Consider the following 15,080-nt stretch of genomic DNA (forward strand, 5'->3'; position numbering starts at 1 on the left):
CCTCGGCGCGGGCGCGCAGCGCGGCCTGGGCGGCGAGCCGGTCGCGGCCGGCGAACAGGGCCCGGGACAGGGCCAGGGCCGTGCGCCGCTCCTCGGCGGAGAGGTAGCGGTTGCGGGACGACAGCGCGAGGCCGTCGTCCTCGCGGACGGTCGGTACGCCGGCCACCTCGACGGGGAAGTTCAGGTCGGTCACCATGCGCCGGATCAGGGCCAGTTGCTGGGCGTCCTTCTGGCCGAAGAGGGCCAGGTCGGGGCGGGTGAGGTGGAGCAGCTTCGCGACGACGGTGAGCATGCCGTCGAAGTGGCCGGGGCGGGTGGCCCCTTCGAGGCGTTCCCCCATGGCTCCGGCCGCCACCCGCACCTGCGGGGCGCCGCCCGGGTAGACCTCGTCGACGGAGGGCGCGAAGACGGCGTCCGCTCCGGCCTCACCGCAGATCGCGAGGTCGGCGTCGAGGGTGCGGGGGTAGCGGTCGAGGTCCTCGTTCGCGCCGAACTGGAGCGGGTTCACGAAGACGGTCACCACGACCTGGCCCCGCGGTCCGGCTTCCTCGCGGGCCGTGCGGATCAACGTGGCGTGACCCTCGTGCAGGGCTCCCATGGTCATGACGACGGCGCGGCGGCCTGTCCGGGGGAGCTCGTCGAGCTCTTCGGCGGTGTTCAGCAGGAGCGGGCCGGTCATCGCTCGCCACCCTCCGGTTCGGCGGTGTCCTCGGCGCCGGTGTCCGCGAGGACGACCAGCAGGTCCTCGGCGAGTTCCGGCTTGAGCAGGCCGTGCGCGAGGGCCCGGTCGGCGGTGGTGCGGGCCATCGCCAGGTACCCGGGGACGGTGGCCGGGGCGTGCTTGCGCAACTCCGACACGTGCGCGGCGACGGTACCGGCGTCTCCTCGGGCGACGGGCCCGGTGAGGGCGGCGTCGCCGGAGGAGAGCGCGTTGTCGAGGGCCGCGCCGAGCAGCGGGCCGAGCATCCGGTCGGGGTGTTCGACCCCCGCCTTGGCCAGCAGTTCCATCGACTGGGCGACCAGGGTGACCAGGTGGTTCGCGCCGAGGGCGAGCGCCGCGTGGTACAGCGGACGGTCCCCTTCCGCGATCCATTCGGGTTCCCCGCCCATCTCGATGACCAGGGCTTCCGCGGCGAGCCGCAGCTCGTCGGGGGCGGTCACGCCGAAGGAGCAGCCCGCCAGCCGCTGCACGTCGACCTCGGTGCCGGTGAAGGTCATCGCGGGGTGCAGGGCCAGGGGGAGGGCGCCCGCCCGGCGGGCCGGGTCCAGCACGGAGGTCCCGTACCGGCCGGAGGTGTGCACGAGGAGCTGGCCGGGCCGGACGGCGCCGGTCTCCGCGAGCCCCTGGACGAGGCCCGGCAGGGTGTCGTCGGGGACGGTCAGCAGGACCAGGTCGGCCCGCTCCAGCACCTGGGCGGGCGGCACGACCGGTACGTCGGGCAGCATCCGTTCCGCGCGGCGCACGGAGGCGTCCGAGACGGCGGACACGGCGACGGGCCGGTGTCCGGCCTGCTGGAGGGCCCGGGCCAGGGCGGGACCGACACGACCGGCGCCGACGACGCCGACGGCGAGCCGGGCAGGGCGGTCGGACGGATCCCGGGGCTCCGTCTGATGGGGTGCGTTCACGCGGGGAATGCCTTCCGTTCCAGTCCGCGGGGGGTACCGGACGATACGCCGCCATGCTAGCCCCTGGGGGGCCGGGCCGATCGGCGGCGATCGGCGATGATCAGGGGCATGACTGACGACGCGGAACGCGGGAAGCGGCTGGTGGCGGCATGGCGGGGGGCCGACCGCGTCCTCTCGCACAGCCTGCTGGAACCCACGGTCGGCGAGCTGCTGGCGGGGCTCGCCGAGGCCCCGTACGACATGGACGCGCCCGCCGACCTGTACGGCGACGGTGTCGTCGGCGACCTGGAACGCCGCGTCGCCGAACTGCTGGGCACCGAGGACGCCGCGTTCTTCCCCTCCGGGACGATGGCCCAGCAGATCGCGCTGCGATGCTGGGCGGGGCGCACCGGGAGCCCGGTCGTGGCCCTGCACCCCATGAGCCACCCGGAGCGCTGGGAGGGCGGCGCCCTGTCCGTCGTCTCCGGGCTGCGCGCGGTCCACCCGGTGGCGGAGGCCCGCCAGCCGACCGCCGCCGAGGTCCGGGACCACCCGGAGCCCTTCGGCACCCTGATGCTGGAGCTGCCCCTGCGCGACGCCGGGTTCCTCCTGCCCACCTGGGAGGAGCTGACGGAGCTGGTCGACGCCGCCCGGGAGCGGGACGCGGTCGTCCACCTGGACGGGGCCCGGCTGTGGGAGACCACCGTCCACTTCGGCCGCCCGTTGCCGGAGATCGCGGCGCTCGCCGACTCCGTGTACGTCTCCTTCTACAAGTCCCTGGGCGGCCTGAGCGGCGCCGCCCTGGCCGGCTCCCGGTCCTTCGTCGAGGAGACCCGGGTGTGGCGCCACCGGTACGGGGGCCAGATCTTCCGCCAGTTCCCGCAGGCCCTGTCCGCGCTGGCCGGCCTGGACGGGGAGCTCCCCCGCCTGCCCTCGTACGTCGCCGCGGCCCGTACGGTCGCCGAGGCCCTGCGGGAGGGTTTCGCGGAGGCCGGGCTGCCCTGGTTCCGGGTCAATCCGGAGGTCCCGCACACCCACCAGTTCCAGGTGTGGCTCCCCTACGACGCGGACCGCCTCACGGAGGCGGGCCTGCGCCTCGCGGAGGAGACGGGCACGGTCCTCTTCCGCCGCTGGTCCCCCGACGGCCCGCCGGGCCTCGCGATGACGGAACTCGAAGTCACCGCCCCGGGCCTGACCTGGACCCCGGACGACGTCCGCGACGCGGTGCGGGGGTTCTTGGCACGGGTGGGGGCGTAGGGGCGGGCCCCTCTCCCCTCAGCAGGCCCGGCGGCGCAGGGGGAGGAGGTGGCGGAGTGTCGTGCGCCAACGGTGGGTCGCCGGGCGGCCGGCGAGGACGGCGCGGAACTGGGCCTCGGTGCGCAGGGCGCGCAGCGCCGCGATGTCGTCGCGGCCCGGGGGCGGGGGCATCGGGGTGCTGTGCTGTGCGGCCCGGTAGGTGTCGATGAGGTACTGCTCGATGGCGGTCATGCATCCACCCTCACCCCCTCGGCCGCAGCCCGCCCCTTGATTGACGTTCCGCGTCAATCGATGCCTCCGACCTGCGGTGGAGCCTTCGTGCGGGTCGCCCGGACGGCGGTGTCGTGGAGGGCACCCCGGGCCGCGGCGGCGCGGTGGGCCGGGCCAGAATGGGGCGATGAGCGTCACCATCGACATCGCCGGACTCCCCGCCGAGCGGATCGGCTTCGCCCCGTCCCCGCTCGCCGAGCTCTGCATGGCCCTGCACGCGCTCTCGCAGCCCGCCCACCACCCGGGGTTGAACTCCTGGACGGCCGCCACGACCGCTTCCCTCGATTCCTGCCTGGCGGACCGGCTGCTGGACGCCGACTTCATGTGGCGGAGTTCGTTCTCCGACATCTTCATGGCCTTCGCCGGCGTCCCCGGCGCGGGCCTGCCGGCGGCGACGCTGGCCGAGGAGCTCGACGTCCTCGACCGGATGGACGACGAGCGGTTCGTGACGGCCGCCCTGGAGCACTGCTGGCTGGCCCTGTACAACGAGGGCGGCGGCCCCTCCCCGCTGCACGATCCGGCGGCGCGGGCCAAGGCCCTGGACACGGCGGCGGCGCGCGGGCCCCGGCAGTTGGCGTTCTCGCTGCGGCTGATGGACGACACGGCGGCCGTACGGGTCTGGTTGCGGCGGCTGTTGGAGGACTGCGACGAGGCGTTCTTCGCCGAGACCTGGCGGCGGGTCGGGCCCCGGCAGAGCGCGGACGCCCGGCACAAGGCGGAGGTGCTGCGCCACAAGGGCCTGCCGGCGGCGCTGCGGGAGGTGTCGCCGGCGTTGAGCGTCGACAGGGAGCAGCGGACGATATCCGTCGACAAGATGGTGCACGGGCAGGCCACCGCGACGGATCCCCGGCTCGGGGCCGGGTTGGTCTTCGTACCGACCGATTTCGGTTGGCCGCACCTGCTGGTGCTGCACGCGCCGGGCTGGCGTCCGGTGGTGCACTATCCGCTGGAATCGCCGGAACTGGCGTCCGCGTCGGGCTCGGTGGAGTTGCTCCAGCGGCGGATGGAGGCGCTGGCCCATCCGATGCGGATGCGGCTGTGCCGCAGTTTGGCGCGGGCCCCGTACACGACGAGCGAGTTGGCGACGGTGTACGGGATATCGGCGCCGGAGGTGTCCCGGCACCTGACGGTCCTGAAGAAGGCCGGATTGTTGCGTACGTGGCGCCAAGGTCGCTATGTCCAGCATCAGTTGGATCTGTCCGTGGTCGCGCGGATAGGCTCCGATTTCATCGAGGGCATTCTCCGCTGACCTTTTTCCGGACGCCGGCCTGATTTGTTCGGCGCAGACGCACCGATATACGGATTTCACAAACCGGAAGCAGTGAAAACTCTGGCGAGAAGCGCCTGTTGGTGCCTAACGTGCGTCCACCACTCCCCCACGCACCGTGCGATGCGCACCTGCTGTGAAAGGACCTTCATGCCCTCTCGCCGTATAGCCGCAGCCACCGCCGCACTGGCGGCCGCGGCCCTCGTCTCCCCGCTCCTGCTCGCCGGACCCGCCGGGGCCACCGGCAGCCCGCAGAGCGACGCCGCCCGGGGTGACGCGCTGGCCAAGAAGCTGGTCCAGGAGGCGACCGGGAAAGGCGCCAACAACCACCTGAAGGTCTTCCAGTCGCTCGCCGACTACAACAACGGCAATAGGGTCGCGGGTTCCAAGGGACACGTGCAGTCGGCTCAGTACGTCGAGGCCGTGTTGAAGGCCGCCGGCTACAAGGTCACGAAGAACGAATTCAACTTCGTCTACGTGGAGGCGATCGCCGAGAAGCTCGCCGTGAACGGCGACAACGGACGCGACATCCCGATCCACCTGATGACGTACACGGCGAGCGGCCCGGAGGAGGGCGTGACCGCCCAGGTCTCGGTCGTCCCGGTGGACGCCGACGGTACGAACGGCTGCGAGCCCGGCGACTTCGCGGCGGGCGCCTTCACGGGGAAGATCGCCCTCGTCCAGCGCGGCGGTTGCACCTTCGCGGTGAAGCAGCAGAACGCGGCGGCGGCGGGCGCGGTCGGCACGATCATCTACAACAACACCGACGGCGCCCTCAACGGCACCCTCGGCGACGCGAACGCGGGCAAGGTCCCCACCGGCGGCATCACGAAGGCGGACGGCGAGAAGCTGGCCGCCGAGGCGACGGCCGGCCCGGTCGAGGTGACCCTCGACATCCGCGAGCTGCGCGAGAACCGCAAGACGTACAACGTGATCGCCGAGACGAAGGGCGGCGACGAGAACAACACCGTCTTCCTCGGCGCGCACCTTGACTCGGTCGCGGCCGGTCCGGGCATCAACGACAACGGCTCCGGTTCGGCCGGCATCCTCCAGGTCGCGCAGCGCCTGGCGAGCCAGCAGACGAAGATCAAGAACAAGGTCAAGTTCGGCTGGTGGTCGGCGGAGGAGTACGGCCTGCTCGGCTCCGAGGCGTACGTCGCCTCCCTGACCGAGGAGCAGAAGAAGCAGATCAAGCTGTACCTGAACTTCGACATGATCGGCTCGCCGAACGCCGCCTACTTCGTCTACGACGGCGACGACTCGGACGCGACGGGCGCGGGCCCCGGCCCGGAGGGTTCGGCGCAGCTGGAGAAGGGGATCACCGACTTCCTCGACTCCAAGAACATCCCGCACGAGGGCACGGACTTCTCGGGCCGTTCGGACTACGGCCCGTTCATCGAGGTCGGCATCCCGTCGGGCGGTACGTTCACCGGCGCCGAGGGCATCAAGTCGCCGGAGCAAGCCGCGAAGTTCGGCGGTCAGGCGGGTGTCGCCTACGACGTGAACTACCACGGCAAGGGTGACGACATCACCAACATCGACCAGAAGGCGCTCGACATCAACGTCGACGTCATCGCGAACGCGGTCGGTCACTACGCCCACGACCTGGCCCCGCTGTCGCGGCCGGTCGTCTCGCAGCCGACCACCCCGGGCACGGGCAGCGGCGGCGGCCTGCACGACGGCCACGGCCACGAGGTCACCAAGTAACGACGAGGTCGCCGAGTGACCAGGGGCCGGGATTCCCGTCAGGGGGTCCCGGCCCCTGACGCGTCTCCGGCCCCCGACGCCTCCCCGGCCCCTCCGACGAACCCGCCCCCGCCGGACCAGGTCGGCACGCCGACCGGCTGGACCAGCCAGCCGAAGTCGCCGAGGCCCCCGCGCGCGGTGAGCTCCGCCGCCTCGCCCGCCGCCGCCAGGGCTCGGACGTACGCCGCCGGGTCGGTGGAGGCCAGCGCCAGCGGGGGCCGGCCGCCCGAGACGCCGAGGGCCGTCAGGGCCTCGCGCTGGGTGAGCAGGGTCGCGCCCGGTCCCGCGCAGGCGTCGAGCGCGACGTGCGCGGTGACGTCGCAGCCGCCGTCCGGGACGGGGGCCACCTCCCGGCCCGCCCGGAAACCGGTCAGGGTGCCGTACGGGGGCCGGGCCTCCCGGGTGTGGCAGTAGTCGACGGCCACCGCCAGGCCCCTCTCCAGGGTGGCGACGGCCGCCGCCCACGCCTCGTCCCGGGGCCGGCCGATCTCGGCTCGGCCTGTCCGCAGGCCGTCCGGCCACCACCGCTCCAGCCAGGCCCGGTCGGCCGCGTCCGGGGGGCCGCCGGGACTCTCCGTACCGTCGGCGGCGACGAGGACGTACCGGCCGTCCTCGACGACGTCCAGCGGTACGTTGTCCAGCCACTCGTTCGCGAAGAGCAGCCCGGTCGTCCCCGCGGGAGGCTCGGCCACCCACCGGATCCGCGGGTCCGGCCCGCCGGGGGCCGCCGCGTCGGGCGCCGCCGCGCGTTCGACGGCGTACGGGCGCACCCGTGCGGCCGTACCGGCCGGCAGGGCCGCGAGGACGCCGGTCAGCAGCTCGCCCCGGCCCGCCCCCACGTCCACCAGGTCGAGCCGCTCGGGGTGGCCCAGCTCGGCGTCCACGGCGCCCAGCAGCGCGGCCACGGCTCGCGCGTACAGCGGGGAGGCGTGCACGGAGGTACGGAAGTGACCGGCGGGGCCGGGGCCGGGGCGTACGTAGAACCCGTCGGGGCCGTACAGCGCGGCCTCGGTCGCCGGCCGCCAGCGGACCGGCCCGGAGGTGTCGTCCTGAGCGCTCATCACACGAAGGTTAGGCTCACCCTCCACCTTGCGGAGTACGCCCCCGTCACAGGGATCGCTCCTGTGGTTGACTCCAGCACCTATCTCCGTTCCCTACTCTGGGTGACGTGCAGCGCCTCTACGATTTCATCCGCAGACACCCGACGGGCGTCGACAGCTTCTGGGCTGTCCTCTTCTTCGGGATCTCGATGTTCGCCGTGGTGGGAAATCCCGAGACGAGTACGGCGCTGCGCCTGGCCACCGTGCCCGTCGTGATCGCTCTGACGGCCGCCCTGGCCCTGCGCCGCAGGTGGACGCAGGCCATGTTCTGGACCACGGTCGGCGCGGGCGTCTGGCAGCTGGCATTCGGCATCGAGGCCCAGGTCTGCGACATCGCGATGCTGGTCGTGCTGTTCACGGTCGCCGCCGGGGACGTCCCGCGCTGGGTGTCGCGCGCCGCGCTGGGCGTCGGTCTGCTGGCGTCACCCGTGTACTTCCTGCGCTTCGGCGTGGACAAGGGCCTGAGCTTCACCGAGAGCGTCATGTTCGCGCTGATGGTGATCGTCCCGTTCGCCCTGGCGTGGGTGACGGGCGATTCGCTGCGCACCCGCCGGGCCTATTACGCCCAGCTCGTGGAGCGCAACCAGCGCCTGGAGAAGGAGCGCGAGGCGCAGGCGAAGGTGGCGGTCGCCGCCGAGCGCGCCCGCATCGCCCGCGAGCTGCACGACGTCGTCGCGCACAACGTGTCGGTCATGGTGGTCCAGGCCGACGGCGCCGCGTACGTCATGGACGTGGCCCCGGAACAGGCCAAGGAGGCCCTCCAGACGATCTCCGGGACCGGGCGTCAGGCCCTCGCCGAGATGCGCCGCCTGCTGGGCGTGCTGCGCACCGGCGAGCCGCAGGACTCCGAGGACTACGTGCCCCAGCCGGACGTCGAACAGATCGAGGTCCTGGTCGAGCAGGTACGGGCGTCCGGCCTCACGGTGGACTTCGTGGTCGAGGGAACCCCGCGGAAGCTGCCGAGCGGGGTCGAGCTGACCGCGTACCGGATCGTGCAGGAGGCCCTGACGAACACGCGCAAGCACGGTGGCCCCGAGGCGGGGGCGAGCGTGCGGCTGGTCTACTTCGACGACGGGCTCGGCCTGCTCATCGAGGACGACGGCCGGGGCGCGGCCCACGAGTTGTACGAGGACGGCGGCGCGGACGGCGCCGGACACGGTCTGATCGGCATGCGGGAGCGCATCGGTATGGTCGGGGGGACCCTGGACGCGGGACCGCGGCCCGGCGGTGGCTTCCGCATCAGTGCTTTGCTCCCGCTCAAGAAGAGGTAGAGGTATTCACCGATGTCCATCCGAGTGATGCTGGTCGACGACCAGGTGCTGCTGCGCACCGGCTTCCGGATGGTGCTCGCCGCCCAGCCGGACATGGAGGTCGTCGCCGAGGCGGGGAACGGCCTGGAGGCGCTGGAGGTGCTGCGGGCCACGAAGGTCGACGTGGTGCTGATGGACGTCCGCATGCCGAGGCTCGACGGGGTCGAGGCGACGCGGCGGATCTGCGAGCCGGAGGAACACCCGAAGGTGATCATTCTGACCACCTTCGACCTGGACGAGTACGCCTTCTCCGGGCTCAAGGCGGGGGCGAGCGGGTTCATGCTGAAGGACGTCCCTCCCGCGGAGCTGCTGGCCGCGATCCGCTCCGTGCACAGCGGGGACGCGGTCGTGGCCCCGTCGACGACGCGACGGCTGCTGGACCGTTTCGCCCCGATGCTGCCGACGACGACGAACGAGCCGAAGAACAAGGACGTCGAGCGGCTGACGGAGCGCGAGCGCGAGGTCATGCTGCTGGTCGCCCAGGGCCTGTCCAACGGCGAGATCGCCGCCCGGCTGGTCCTGTCGGAGGCCACGGTGAAGACGCACGTGGGCCGCATCCTGACGAAGCTGAGCCTGCGCGACCGGGTCCAGGTCGTGGTCCTGGCGTACGAGACGGGCCTGGTCCGCGCGGGCGGCCTGTAGCCGCCCGGCCCTGCCCCCCGCCCTGAGCGGCGCCGCCCCGCGCGGCGCCGCCCGGACGGCCGCCGTGGCGGCCCCGACCCGATGGACCCGAAGTGATCCACCCGGACGATTCCAACGATCCCGCCGACCCGGACCACGCCTTCAAGAACTTCGTCCGTATCCACCTGGATCTGGAACAGGGCTACGACACGGCCTGGGACATGCGCGGCACCCTGCACTCCTTCTCGCCCGCGTTCGTCGGCGACGTCCGCCGCGGCTTCGACGACTTCCTGCGCGAGGGCCGCGGTGTGGACGCGTACGAGCGCCTCACCAGCATCGAGTTCCCGGACGCGGAGACGCTCCACGCCTACCTCCGAACCCTGTACGCCTACCTCTTCGACGGCGCCGGCGACCGCCCCCCGATGCCCCCGGGCTAGGACCTGTCACGGCGCCTCGCCGGCGCCGCCCGGCGGGGCGGTCACGATCCGCCCGATGAGCCGGGCGGCGGCCAGTTCGTCCAGCCGGACCAGTCCCGCGTCCTGCGGCACCTCTTCCCCCGGCGCGTCCGGGATCCGGTCCGTCACCTCCCACCGCAGGTCCCTGCCGAACGACCGGTCCGTGTGCGCGCCGCGCAGCACGCACCGCCTCAGGAGCAGGCCCCGATCCTCTGCCGAGGTGTAGTAGGTGACCCGCCCGTCCGTGTCGAGGGCGTCGAGGACGGTGTCGCCGAGGACGGTGACGGGCGGGTTCCCCAGGTACGCCTCCAGGGTGCCGAGCCGGAACGTCACGCCCGTCAGGTCGATGGACCCGGCGTCGTCCCGGGCGAACTCCCCGCCCCGTTCGTAGAAGCGGAGCAACGGCTCGTAGGGGTCGGGGAGACCGGCGGAGCCCGCCGGGTTCCGCTCCCGGAACTCCGCCCACCGCACCGCGCCCGAACAGGTCCGCGCGACTTCCCGGCCGGGCAGCCGGCTCAGGAACTCCGCGAGTTCCCCCGAAACCTCCACCGCGGACCGGAACGCGGGGTCCAGGTGCGCGGTGACGTCGACGAAGGGCCAGCCGTCTTCACAGCCGTGGGCCCGGCACAGGACGGCGGCCCGCCGCAGGTACTCGCGGAACAGCACCCGACGGGACTTCACGTGCCCGAACGCGAAGTCCCACTCCCCCGGCCACCGCGCCGCCCGAAGCCGTTCCAACACGCCGAACGCGGCTGCCGCCGCCGGGTCGTCCGCCACTTGGGCACGGTTCCCTTCTCCGCTCACGTCATCCAGCGGTCCGGCCGGGCCGTCGCGCGGGAGGTGCGGGAGCGGAGTGCCTGGGCGTCGAGGAGTTCGGAGGCCTCCGCCGACGCGCGCAGCCGGGCGGTGACGGTGTTGTTGGCGCCGGTGTCCACGTGCAGGTCGGCGACCCCGCGGGCGCGTTCCCAGGGGCCCTGCGAGCGGCGCACGCTCTGGACCTTCGCATGCGGGACGATCTCCGTACGCCGGCACAGGCGCCCGCGCCGGGCGGCGAAGAGCTCCGCCGAGACGGCCAGCCCGTACCCCTTCCACCACACCGGTACCACCCACCGCGAACCCGCGCTCGGCGACGGGGCGAAGACCAGGGCCCCCAGGTCGGCGCCGGGCAGCACCCGGGCGATCACGGCGTGGGCGGCGTCGCGGGTGGCCACCGGGACCAGGAGCCCGTTCTTGGAGCCCGCCACGGCCAGCTCCACCCGCACCCAGCCGCGCCGCCGCCACAGCAGCGGTTCGATGACGCGTACGGTCTGCACGCGCCCCGGCGGGACCGTCTCGTGCGCCCGGTCCAGCAGTCCGTGGTCGAGGCGCAGCCCGTCGGGGGACTCGGCGACGGTCCAGTCGTACTCGGTGAGGAACCGGCCGAGGCTGCCGGTCCAGACCGCGCCCAGCATCGGGACGAGGGTGGCCACGGTCACCCAGAGGCTGTCGCTGAACCACCGGACGACCACCGGGACGGTGACGCCGGCGATGAGCGCGGCCCACACGTCGAGGCTGAGCAGCAGGGACACCACCAGGTCCCTGACGGAGACCCGGAGCAGCCCCCGTTCCGGGGCCTGGCCGACCGAGACGGCCTCGGCGGGGGCGAATCCGGCGGCCCGGGCGAGCAGTTCGGCGCGCAGGGCGACGGCCTCCCCTTCGCCGAGGAAGGCCAGCTCGTCCTTCGCGTCGGTGCCGATCACGTCGAGCCGCAGCTTCGCGACCCCGGCGACGCGGGCCAGCAGCGGCCGCGTGACGTCGATCGCCTGGATCCGGTCGAGGCGGATGTGGGCGGTGCGGCGGAAGATGAGGCCGGTGCGGATGCGCAGCTCGGTGTCGGTGACGGCGTAGTGGGTGAACCACCAGCTGAGGAACCCGTACACGCCGAAGACGAGGACCAGGGCGACCAGGACCAGCACGCGCAGCCCCTGGGACAGGTCGGTCACCCACTCCCGGGCCTGTTCGCCCTGCTGGACGATGACGCCGACGGTCGCGGCGATCGGGACCCACGCGCGGCGCAGCGGGGTCAGGAGGTGCAGCCGCCGCTCGACGATCCCGCCGCCGGTGTTCTCCTGCGCCGCGTCCGGCCGGTCCGCCGGCACGCTCACAGGCCCGCCGACCTTGCCTCGCCGAGCTCCGTCAGCCGGTCCCGCAGCCGCTCGGCCTCGGCCGGCACCAGCCCCGGGATCTTGGCGTCCGTCGCCGCGGCGGCCGTGTGCAGTTGGACGGAGGACAGGCCGAAGCGCCGCTCCAGCGGCCCCGAGGTCACCTCGACGAGCTGCATCCGCCCGTACGGGACCACGGTCTGTTCCCGCCACAGCACTCCCCGGCTGATCAGCAGGTCGTCCGCGCGCTCGGCGTACCGCCAGGACCGCCAGTTCCGCCCGAGCATCACCCACCCCCAGGCCAGGACCCCGAGCCAGACCGCCCCGAGGAAGGCCCACCCGGGCCCGGCGAGCAGGCCCAGCAGCACGCCCGTCACCGCCGTGAGGAGCACGGTCCAGATCACCAGCAGCAGCCGCCGCATGGAGAGGAGCCCGCCCGGCAGCCCCACCCATTCGGGCGGGGCCGTCTCACCCTGCGTCCCGGTTTCCATGCCCCCAGCGTAGGGCTGAGACAATGCGGCCATGACGGAGACCACGGTCGGCATCGGCGGAGCGGCGGAGAGCACCGACATGGTGCTCAACATCGGACCGCAGCACCCTTCCACGCACGGTGTGCTGCGCCTGCGGCTCGTCCTGGACGGTGAGCGGATCGTCAGCGCCGAACCGGTGGTCGGCTACATGCACCGCGGCGCCGAGAAGCTCTTCGAGGCCCGCGACTACCGCCAGATCGTGATGCTCGCGAACCGCCACGACTGGCTGTCCGCGTTCTCCAACGAGCTGGGCGTGGTCATGGCCGTCGAGCGGATGCTCGGCATGGAGGTCCCCGAGCGCGCGGTGTGGATGCGTACGCTCCTCGCCGAGCTGAACCGGGTCCTGAACCACCTCATGTTCCTCGGGTCGTACCCCCTCGAACTGGGCGGGATCACCCCGATCTTCCACGCGTTCCGCGAGCGCGAGGAGCTCCAGGCCGTGATGGAGGAGATCTCCGGCGGCCGCATGCACTACATGTTCAACCGCGTCGGCGGCCTCAAGGAGGACCTCCCGGCGGGCTGGCTCGGCCGGGCCCGCGCGGCCATCGCCGACGTCCGGACCCGGATGGACGTCTACGACAAGCTCGTCCGCGGCAACGAGATCTTCCGCGGCCGCACCCGGAACGTCGGCGTCCTGTCCGCCGAGGCGGTGCACGCGTACGGGGTGTCCGGGCCGATCGCCCGTGCCTCCGGCGTCGACTTCGACCTGCGCCGTGACGAGCCGTACCTGGCGTACGGGGAGCTCCAGGACGTCCTGAAGGTGGTCACCCGTACCGAGGGCGACTGCCTGGCCCGCTTCGAGGTACTGCTCGACCAGACGCACAACGCCCTCGACCTGGCGGTGGCCTGCCTGGACCGGATGGCCGAACTGCCGCCGGGGCCGATCAACCAGCGTCTGCCCAAGGTGCTGAAGGCGCCCGAGGGGGCCACGTACGCGTGGACCGAGAACCCGCTCGGCATCAACGGCTACTACCTCGTCTCGAAGGGCGAGAAGACGCCGTACCGGCTGAAGCTGCGCAGCGCCTCCTTCAACAACATCCAGGCGCTGGCCGTCCTGCTGCCGGGGCAGTTGGTCGCGGACATGGTGTCGATCCTCGGTTCGCTGTTCTTCGTCGTCGGCGACATCGACAAGTGATCCACGGGTGATCCACGGGTGATCGACAGCCGGTCGACGAATAAGGTGCGTGCGGAGGCGGACCCAGGTCCTATCGTGCGGACATGACCTCTGGCATACGCGCCGGCTACCTGCGGCGACTCGGCATCACCGACCCCGGTACCCCTTCCGCGGAAGGGCTGTTCGCGCTCCAGCGCGCCCACCTGGAACGCGTTCCGTACGAGAACCTCGACATCCAGCTCGGCCGGCCGCCCGGCATCGACCCCGAGCTGTCGGCGCGCCGCATCGCGGCCGGGCGGGGCGGCTACTGCTTCCACCTCAACGGCGCCTTCGCGCTGCTCCTGGAAACCCTCGGGTACGAGGTGACCCGCCACGTCGGGGGCGTCATGCAGCGGGCCGAGGCCCACCGGCGCGACGTCAGCGGCGACCACCTGGTGCTGACGGTACGGGTGGACGGGCAGGAGTACCTCGTCGAGACGGGGCTCGGCGACGGACCGTACGAGCCGCTGCCGCTGCGCGCCGGCGCGTACGAGCGGAGCGGCACCACCTACCGGCTGGAGGAGTCGGCGCCCGACGCGGCACCCGGCTGGACGTACCTCAACGACGGCGCGTCCGCCCCGGTGATGAACTTCCTGCGGGCCCCGGCCTCGACGGCCGATTTCGAGGCCGAGCACGCGCGTCTGTCGACCTCGGAGGACTCCGGCTTCGTACGGACCTGCGCGCTGCTGCGGCGCGACGAGCACGGCGTCGACGCCCTGCGCGGCCGGGTCCTGAGCCGCGTCGAGCCGGGCAAGCCGGTGTCGGAACGGGAACTGACCACGCCCGAGGAGTTCTTCGACGTCATCGCCTCCGTCTTCGACCGGAAGCTCGACGACTTCACCCCGGCGGACCGGTCGGCGCTGTGGACCCGCGTCAGCCGGGCCCACGAGTCCTGGCTGGCGAGCCACAGGGGCTGAGGCCGGGCCCGGCCCGTACGGGTCCCGGCCGCCGGTTCCGGTGTCGGTGCGGCAGGGCAGACTGGGGGCATGTCCCACTCCCCCCGGCGGGCCTGCCCCGCCTGCGGCCGCGACTGCGCCGTGACGGCCGGTCGGATCGCCCGCCACGATCCTCCCACCGGCCGGGACCGGGGCGGCATGGTGTCCTGCCCCGGCTCCCGCGCCCGCGTCGTGCTCGGCGCGTCGGCTCCGACGCTGGACGGTCTGGTCCTGGGCCCGCACCCGGGTCAGCTGCCACTGTTCTGAGGGCGGGGCGGCCTGTCCCGACGGGCCCACGGGTCCGCCCCACAGCCGGCCGAGCACCGCCCGCAGGCCTTCCCCGCAGTCGGCCGACCGGCAGGCCGTCGGCGGCCTCCCCCGTCATCGTCCGGCGGCGCGGGTCAACCCCGACGGGGGGTTGTCCCCCTGCCCGGCCCGGGGGGTGACGGGATGTCACCGGCATCCGTGCCGCGCCTAGCGTTCGGGACATGACAACGACGACGCACACGGACACCCGGACCGGCAAGCAGTGGCTCAGGCGCGGCGCCGCGGCCGTGGTCCTCGCGGCCGTGCTCGGCGGCCTCGCCGCCCCGGCCGCGCTCGCCAGATCGGAAGAGCGTCGTGTTGGGTAATATTTTTGCAGCAAGTGTTGTTATCGGTGGTCGGCGTATGATTAAAAAAGGGGGGGGG

The 15,080-nt window shown here is 72.8% G+C and carries 17 protein-coding genes; 10 read left to right on the top strand and 7 right to left on the bottom strand.

Translation table 11 applies throughout. The features are described from left to right. On the bottom strand, positions 1–679 hold a 679-nt coding region (panC, locus tag NOD94_RS35030; protein WP_281210254.1), incomplete at its 3' end, for a pantoate--beta-alanine ligase. After that, positions 676–1,626 carry a DUF2520 domain-containing protein gene (locus tag NOD94_RS35035; RefSeq protein ID WP_281210255.1) on the bottom strand — a complete coding sequence of 317 codons (951 nt, stop codon included), beginning with the start codon at positions 1,624–1,626 and terminating at the stop codon, positions 676–678. The genes NOD94_RS35035 and panC, both read right to left, overlap by 4 nt. Positions 1,627–1,734: 108 nt before the next feature. On the opposite strand from NOD94_RS35035, the gene NOD94_RS35040 reads away from it, so the two are divergent. Then, positions 1,735–2,862: a beta-eliminating lyase-related protein gene (locus tag NOD94_RS35040; protein ID WP_281210256.1), complete on the top strand. Its 1,128-nt coding sequence runs from the start codon at positions 1,735–1,737 to the stop codon at positions 2,860–2,862. An 18-nt stretch (positions 2,863–2,880) separates the two neighbouring features. On the opposite strand, the gene NOD94_RS35045 is transcribed toward NOD94_RS35040, so the two are convergent. After that, entirely contained in the window at positions 2,881–3,093 is a 213-nt protein-coding gene (locus tag NOD94_RS35045) for a hypothetical protein (RefSeq protein WP_281210257.1), read from the bottom strand. A 166-nt stretch (positions 3,094–3,259) separates the two neighbouring features. Between NOD94_RS35045 and NOD94_RS35050 the strand changes: the two genes are divergently transcribed. Continuing rightward, a complete protein-coding gene (locus NOD94_RS35050; protein WP_281210258.1) occupies positions 3,260–4,381 on the top strand; it encodes a DUF5937 family protein in 1,122 nt (373 codons plus the stop codon). Between the two features lie 168 nt (positions 4,382–4,549). After that, on the top strand, positions 4,550–6,106 hold the full coding sequence (locus tag NOD94_RS35055) for a M28 family peptidase (RefSeq protein ID WP_281210259.1): 1,557 nt from the start codon (positions 4,550–4,552) through the stop codon (positions 6,104–6,106). A gap of 38 nt (positions 6,107–6,144) precedes the next feature. Here NOD94_RS35055 and NOD94_RS35060 read toward each other — a convergent pair whose 3' ends face one another. Beyond that, the gene (locus tag NOD94_RS35060) at positions 6,145–7,206 is read right to left on the bottom strand and encodes an SAM-dependent methyltransferase (protein WP_281210260.1); all 1,062 of its coding nucleotides are present in this window, start codon (positions 7,204–7,206) and stop codon (positions 6,145–6,147) included. Positions 7,207–7,313: 107 nt separating this feature from the next. On the opposite strand from NOD94_RS35060, the gene NOD94_RS35065 reads away from it, so the two are divergent. The 3 genes from NOD94_RS35065 to NOD94_RS35075 all read left to right on the top strand — a co-directional run bounded on the left by NOD94_RS35065 (position 7,314) and on the right by NOD94_RS35075 (position 9,613). Continuing rightward, positions 7,314–8,516: a sensor histidine kinase gene (locus tag NOD94_RS35065; RefSeq protein ID WP_281210261.1), complete on the top strand. Its 1,203-nt coding sequence runs from the start codon at positions 7,314–7,316 to the stop codon at positions 8,514–8,516. A 12-nt stretch (positions 8,517–8,528) separates the two neighbouring features. Continuing rightward, entirely contained in the window at positions 8,529–9,197 is a 669-nt protein-coding gene (locus NOD94_RS35070; protein WP_281210262.1) for a response regulator transcription factor, read from the top strand. A gap of 92 nt (positions 9,198–9,289) precedes the next feature. Next, positions 9,290–9,613 carry a hypothetical protein gene (locus tag NOD94_RS35075; protein WP_281210263.1) on the top strand — a complete coding sequence of 108 codons (324 nt, stop codon included), beginning with the start codon at positions 9,290–9,292 and terminating at the stop codon, positions 9,611–9,613. A gap of 6 nt (positions 9,614–9,619) precedes the next feature. Here NOD94_RS35075 and NOD94_RS35080 read toward each other — a convergent pair whose 3' ends face one another. From NOD94_RS35080 to NOD94_RS35090, 3 genes are read right to left on the bottom strand one after another with little or no spacing between them, the layout of a single operon-like run. Beyond that, complete coding sequence (locus tag NOD94_RS35080) at positions 9,620–10,408, bottom strand: hypothetical protein (protein WP_281210264.1); 789 nt, start codon at positions 10,406–10,408, stop codon at positions 9,620–9,622. A 23-nt stretch (positions 10,409–10,431) separates the two neighbouring features. Next, positions 10,432–11,775: a PH domain-containing protein gene (locus NOD94_RS35085; protein WP_281210265.1), complete on the bottom strand. Its 1,344-nt coding sequence runs from the start codon at positions 11,773–11,775 to the stop codon at positions 10,432–10,434. Further along, on the bottom strand, positions 11,772–12,263 hold the full coding sequence (locus NOD94_RS35090) for a PH domain-containing protein (protein ID WP_281210266.1): 492 nt from the start codon (positions 12,261–12,263) through the stop codon (positions 11,772–11,774). Before NOD94_RS35090 ends, NOD94_RS35085 begins: the two co-directional genes overlap by 4 nt. A gap of 31 nt (positions 12,264–12,294) precedes the next feature. Here NOD94_RS35090 and NOD94_RS35095 point away from each other — a divergent pair, with 31 nt between their 5' ends. From NOD94_RS35095 to NOD94_RS35110, 4 genes are all read left to right on the top strand, one after another. Further along, on the top strand, positions 12,295–13,437 hold the full coding sequence (locus tag NOD94_RS35095) for an NADH-quinone oxidoreductase subunit D (protein ID WP_281210267.1): 1,143 nt from the start codon (positions 12,295–12,297) through the stop codon (positions 13,435–13,437). Positions 13,438–13,520: 83 nt separating this feature from the next. Next, positions 13,521–14,372 carry an arylamine N-acetyltransferase gene (locus tag NOD94_RS35100; protein ID WP_281210268.1) on the top strand — a complete coding sequence of 284 codons (852 nt, stop codon included), beginning with the start codon at positions 13,521–13,523 and terminating at the stop codon, positions 14,370–14,372. Between the two features lie 69 nt (positions 14,373–14,441). Beyond that, a complete protein-coding gene (locus NOD94_RS35105; RefSeq protein ID WP_281210269.1) occupies positions 14,442–14,657 on the top strand; it encodes a hypothetical protein in 216 nt (71 codons plus the stop codon). Positions 14,658–14,878: 221 nt separating this feature from the next. Then, positions 14,879–15,022 carry a hypothetical protein gene (locus NOD94_RS35110; RefSeq protein ID WP_281210270.1) on the top strand — a complete coding sequence of 48 codons (144 nt, stop codon included), beginning with the start codon at positions 14,879–14,881 and terminating at the stop codon, positions 15,020–15,022. Positions 15,023–15,080 lie beyond the last annotated feature (58 nt).

The organism is Streptomyces sp. Isolate_45, from assembly GCF_024721315.2.
In the GTDB taxonomy this organism is placed as follows: Bacteria; Actinomycetota; Actinomycetes; order Streptomycetales; family Streptomycetaceae; genus Streptomyces.

What these genes read in the sequence shown, in the direction of transcription:
- NOD94_RS35100 (WP_281210268.1), top strand. Translation starts at nt 13,521, where the DNA reads ATGACCTCTGGCATACGCGCCGGCTACCTGCGGCGACTCGGCATCACC.
- NOD94_RS35060 (WP_281210260.1), bottom strand. Translation starts at nt 7,206, where the DNA reads ATGAGCGCTCAGGACGACACCTCCGGGCCGGTCCGCTGGCGGCCGGCG.
- NOD94_RS35070 (WP_281210262.1), top strand. Translation starts at nt 8,529, where the DNA reads ATGTCCATCCGAGTGATGCTGGTCGACGACCAGGTGCTGCTGCGCACC.
- NOD94_RS35095 (WP_281210267.1), top strand. Translation starts at nt 12,295, where the DNA reads ATGACGGAGACCACGGTCGGCATCGGCGGAGCGGCGGAGAGCACCGAC.
- NOD94_RS35050 (WP_281210258.1), top strand. Translation starts at nt 3,260, where the DNA reads ATGAGCGTCACCATCGACATCGCCGGACTCCCCGCCGAGCGGATCGGC.
- NOD94_RS35045 (WP_281210257.1), bottom strand. Translation starts at nt 3,093, where the DNA reads ATGACCGCCATCGAGCAGTACCTCATCGACACCTACCGGGCCGCACAG.
- NOD94_RS35055 (WP_281210259.1), top strand. Translation starts at nt 4,550, where the DNA reads ATGCCCTCTCGCCGTATAGCCGCAGCCACCGCCGCACTGGCGGCCGCG.
- NOD94_RS35105 (WP_281210269.1), top strand. Translation starts at nt 14,442, where the DNA reads ATGTCCCACTCCCCCCGGCGGGCCTGCCCCGCCTGCGGCCGCGACTGC.
- NOD94_RS35090 (WP_281210266.1), bottom strand. Translation starts at nt 12,263, where the DNA reads ATGGAAACCGGGACGCAGGGTGAGACGGCCCCGCCCGAATGGGTGGGG.
- NOD94_RS35110 (WP_281210270.1), top strand. Translation starts at nt 14,879, where the DNA reads ATGACAACGACGACGCACACGGACACCCGGACCGGCAAGCAGTGGCTC.
- NOD94_RS35040 (WP_281210256.1), top strand. Translation starts at nt 1,735, where the DNA reads ATGACTGACGACGCGGAACGCGGGAAGCGGCTGGTGGCGGCATGGCGG.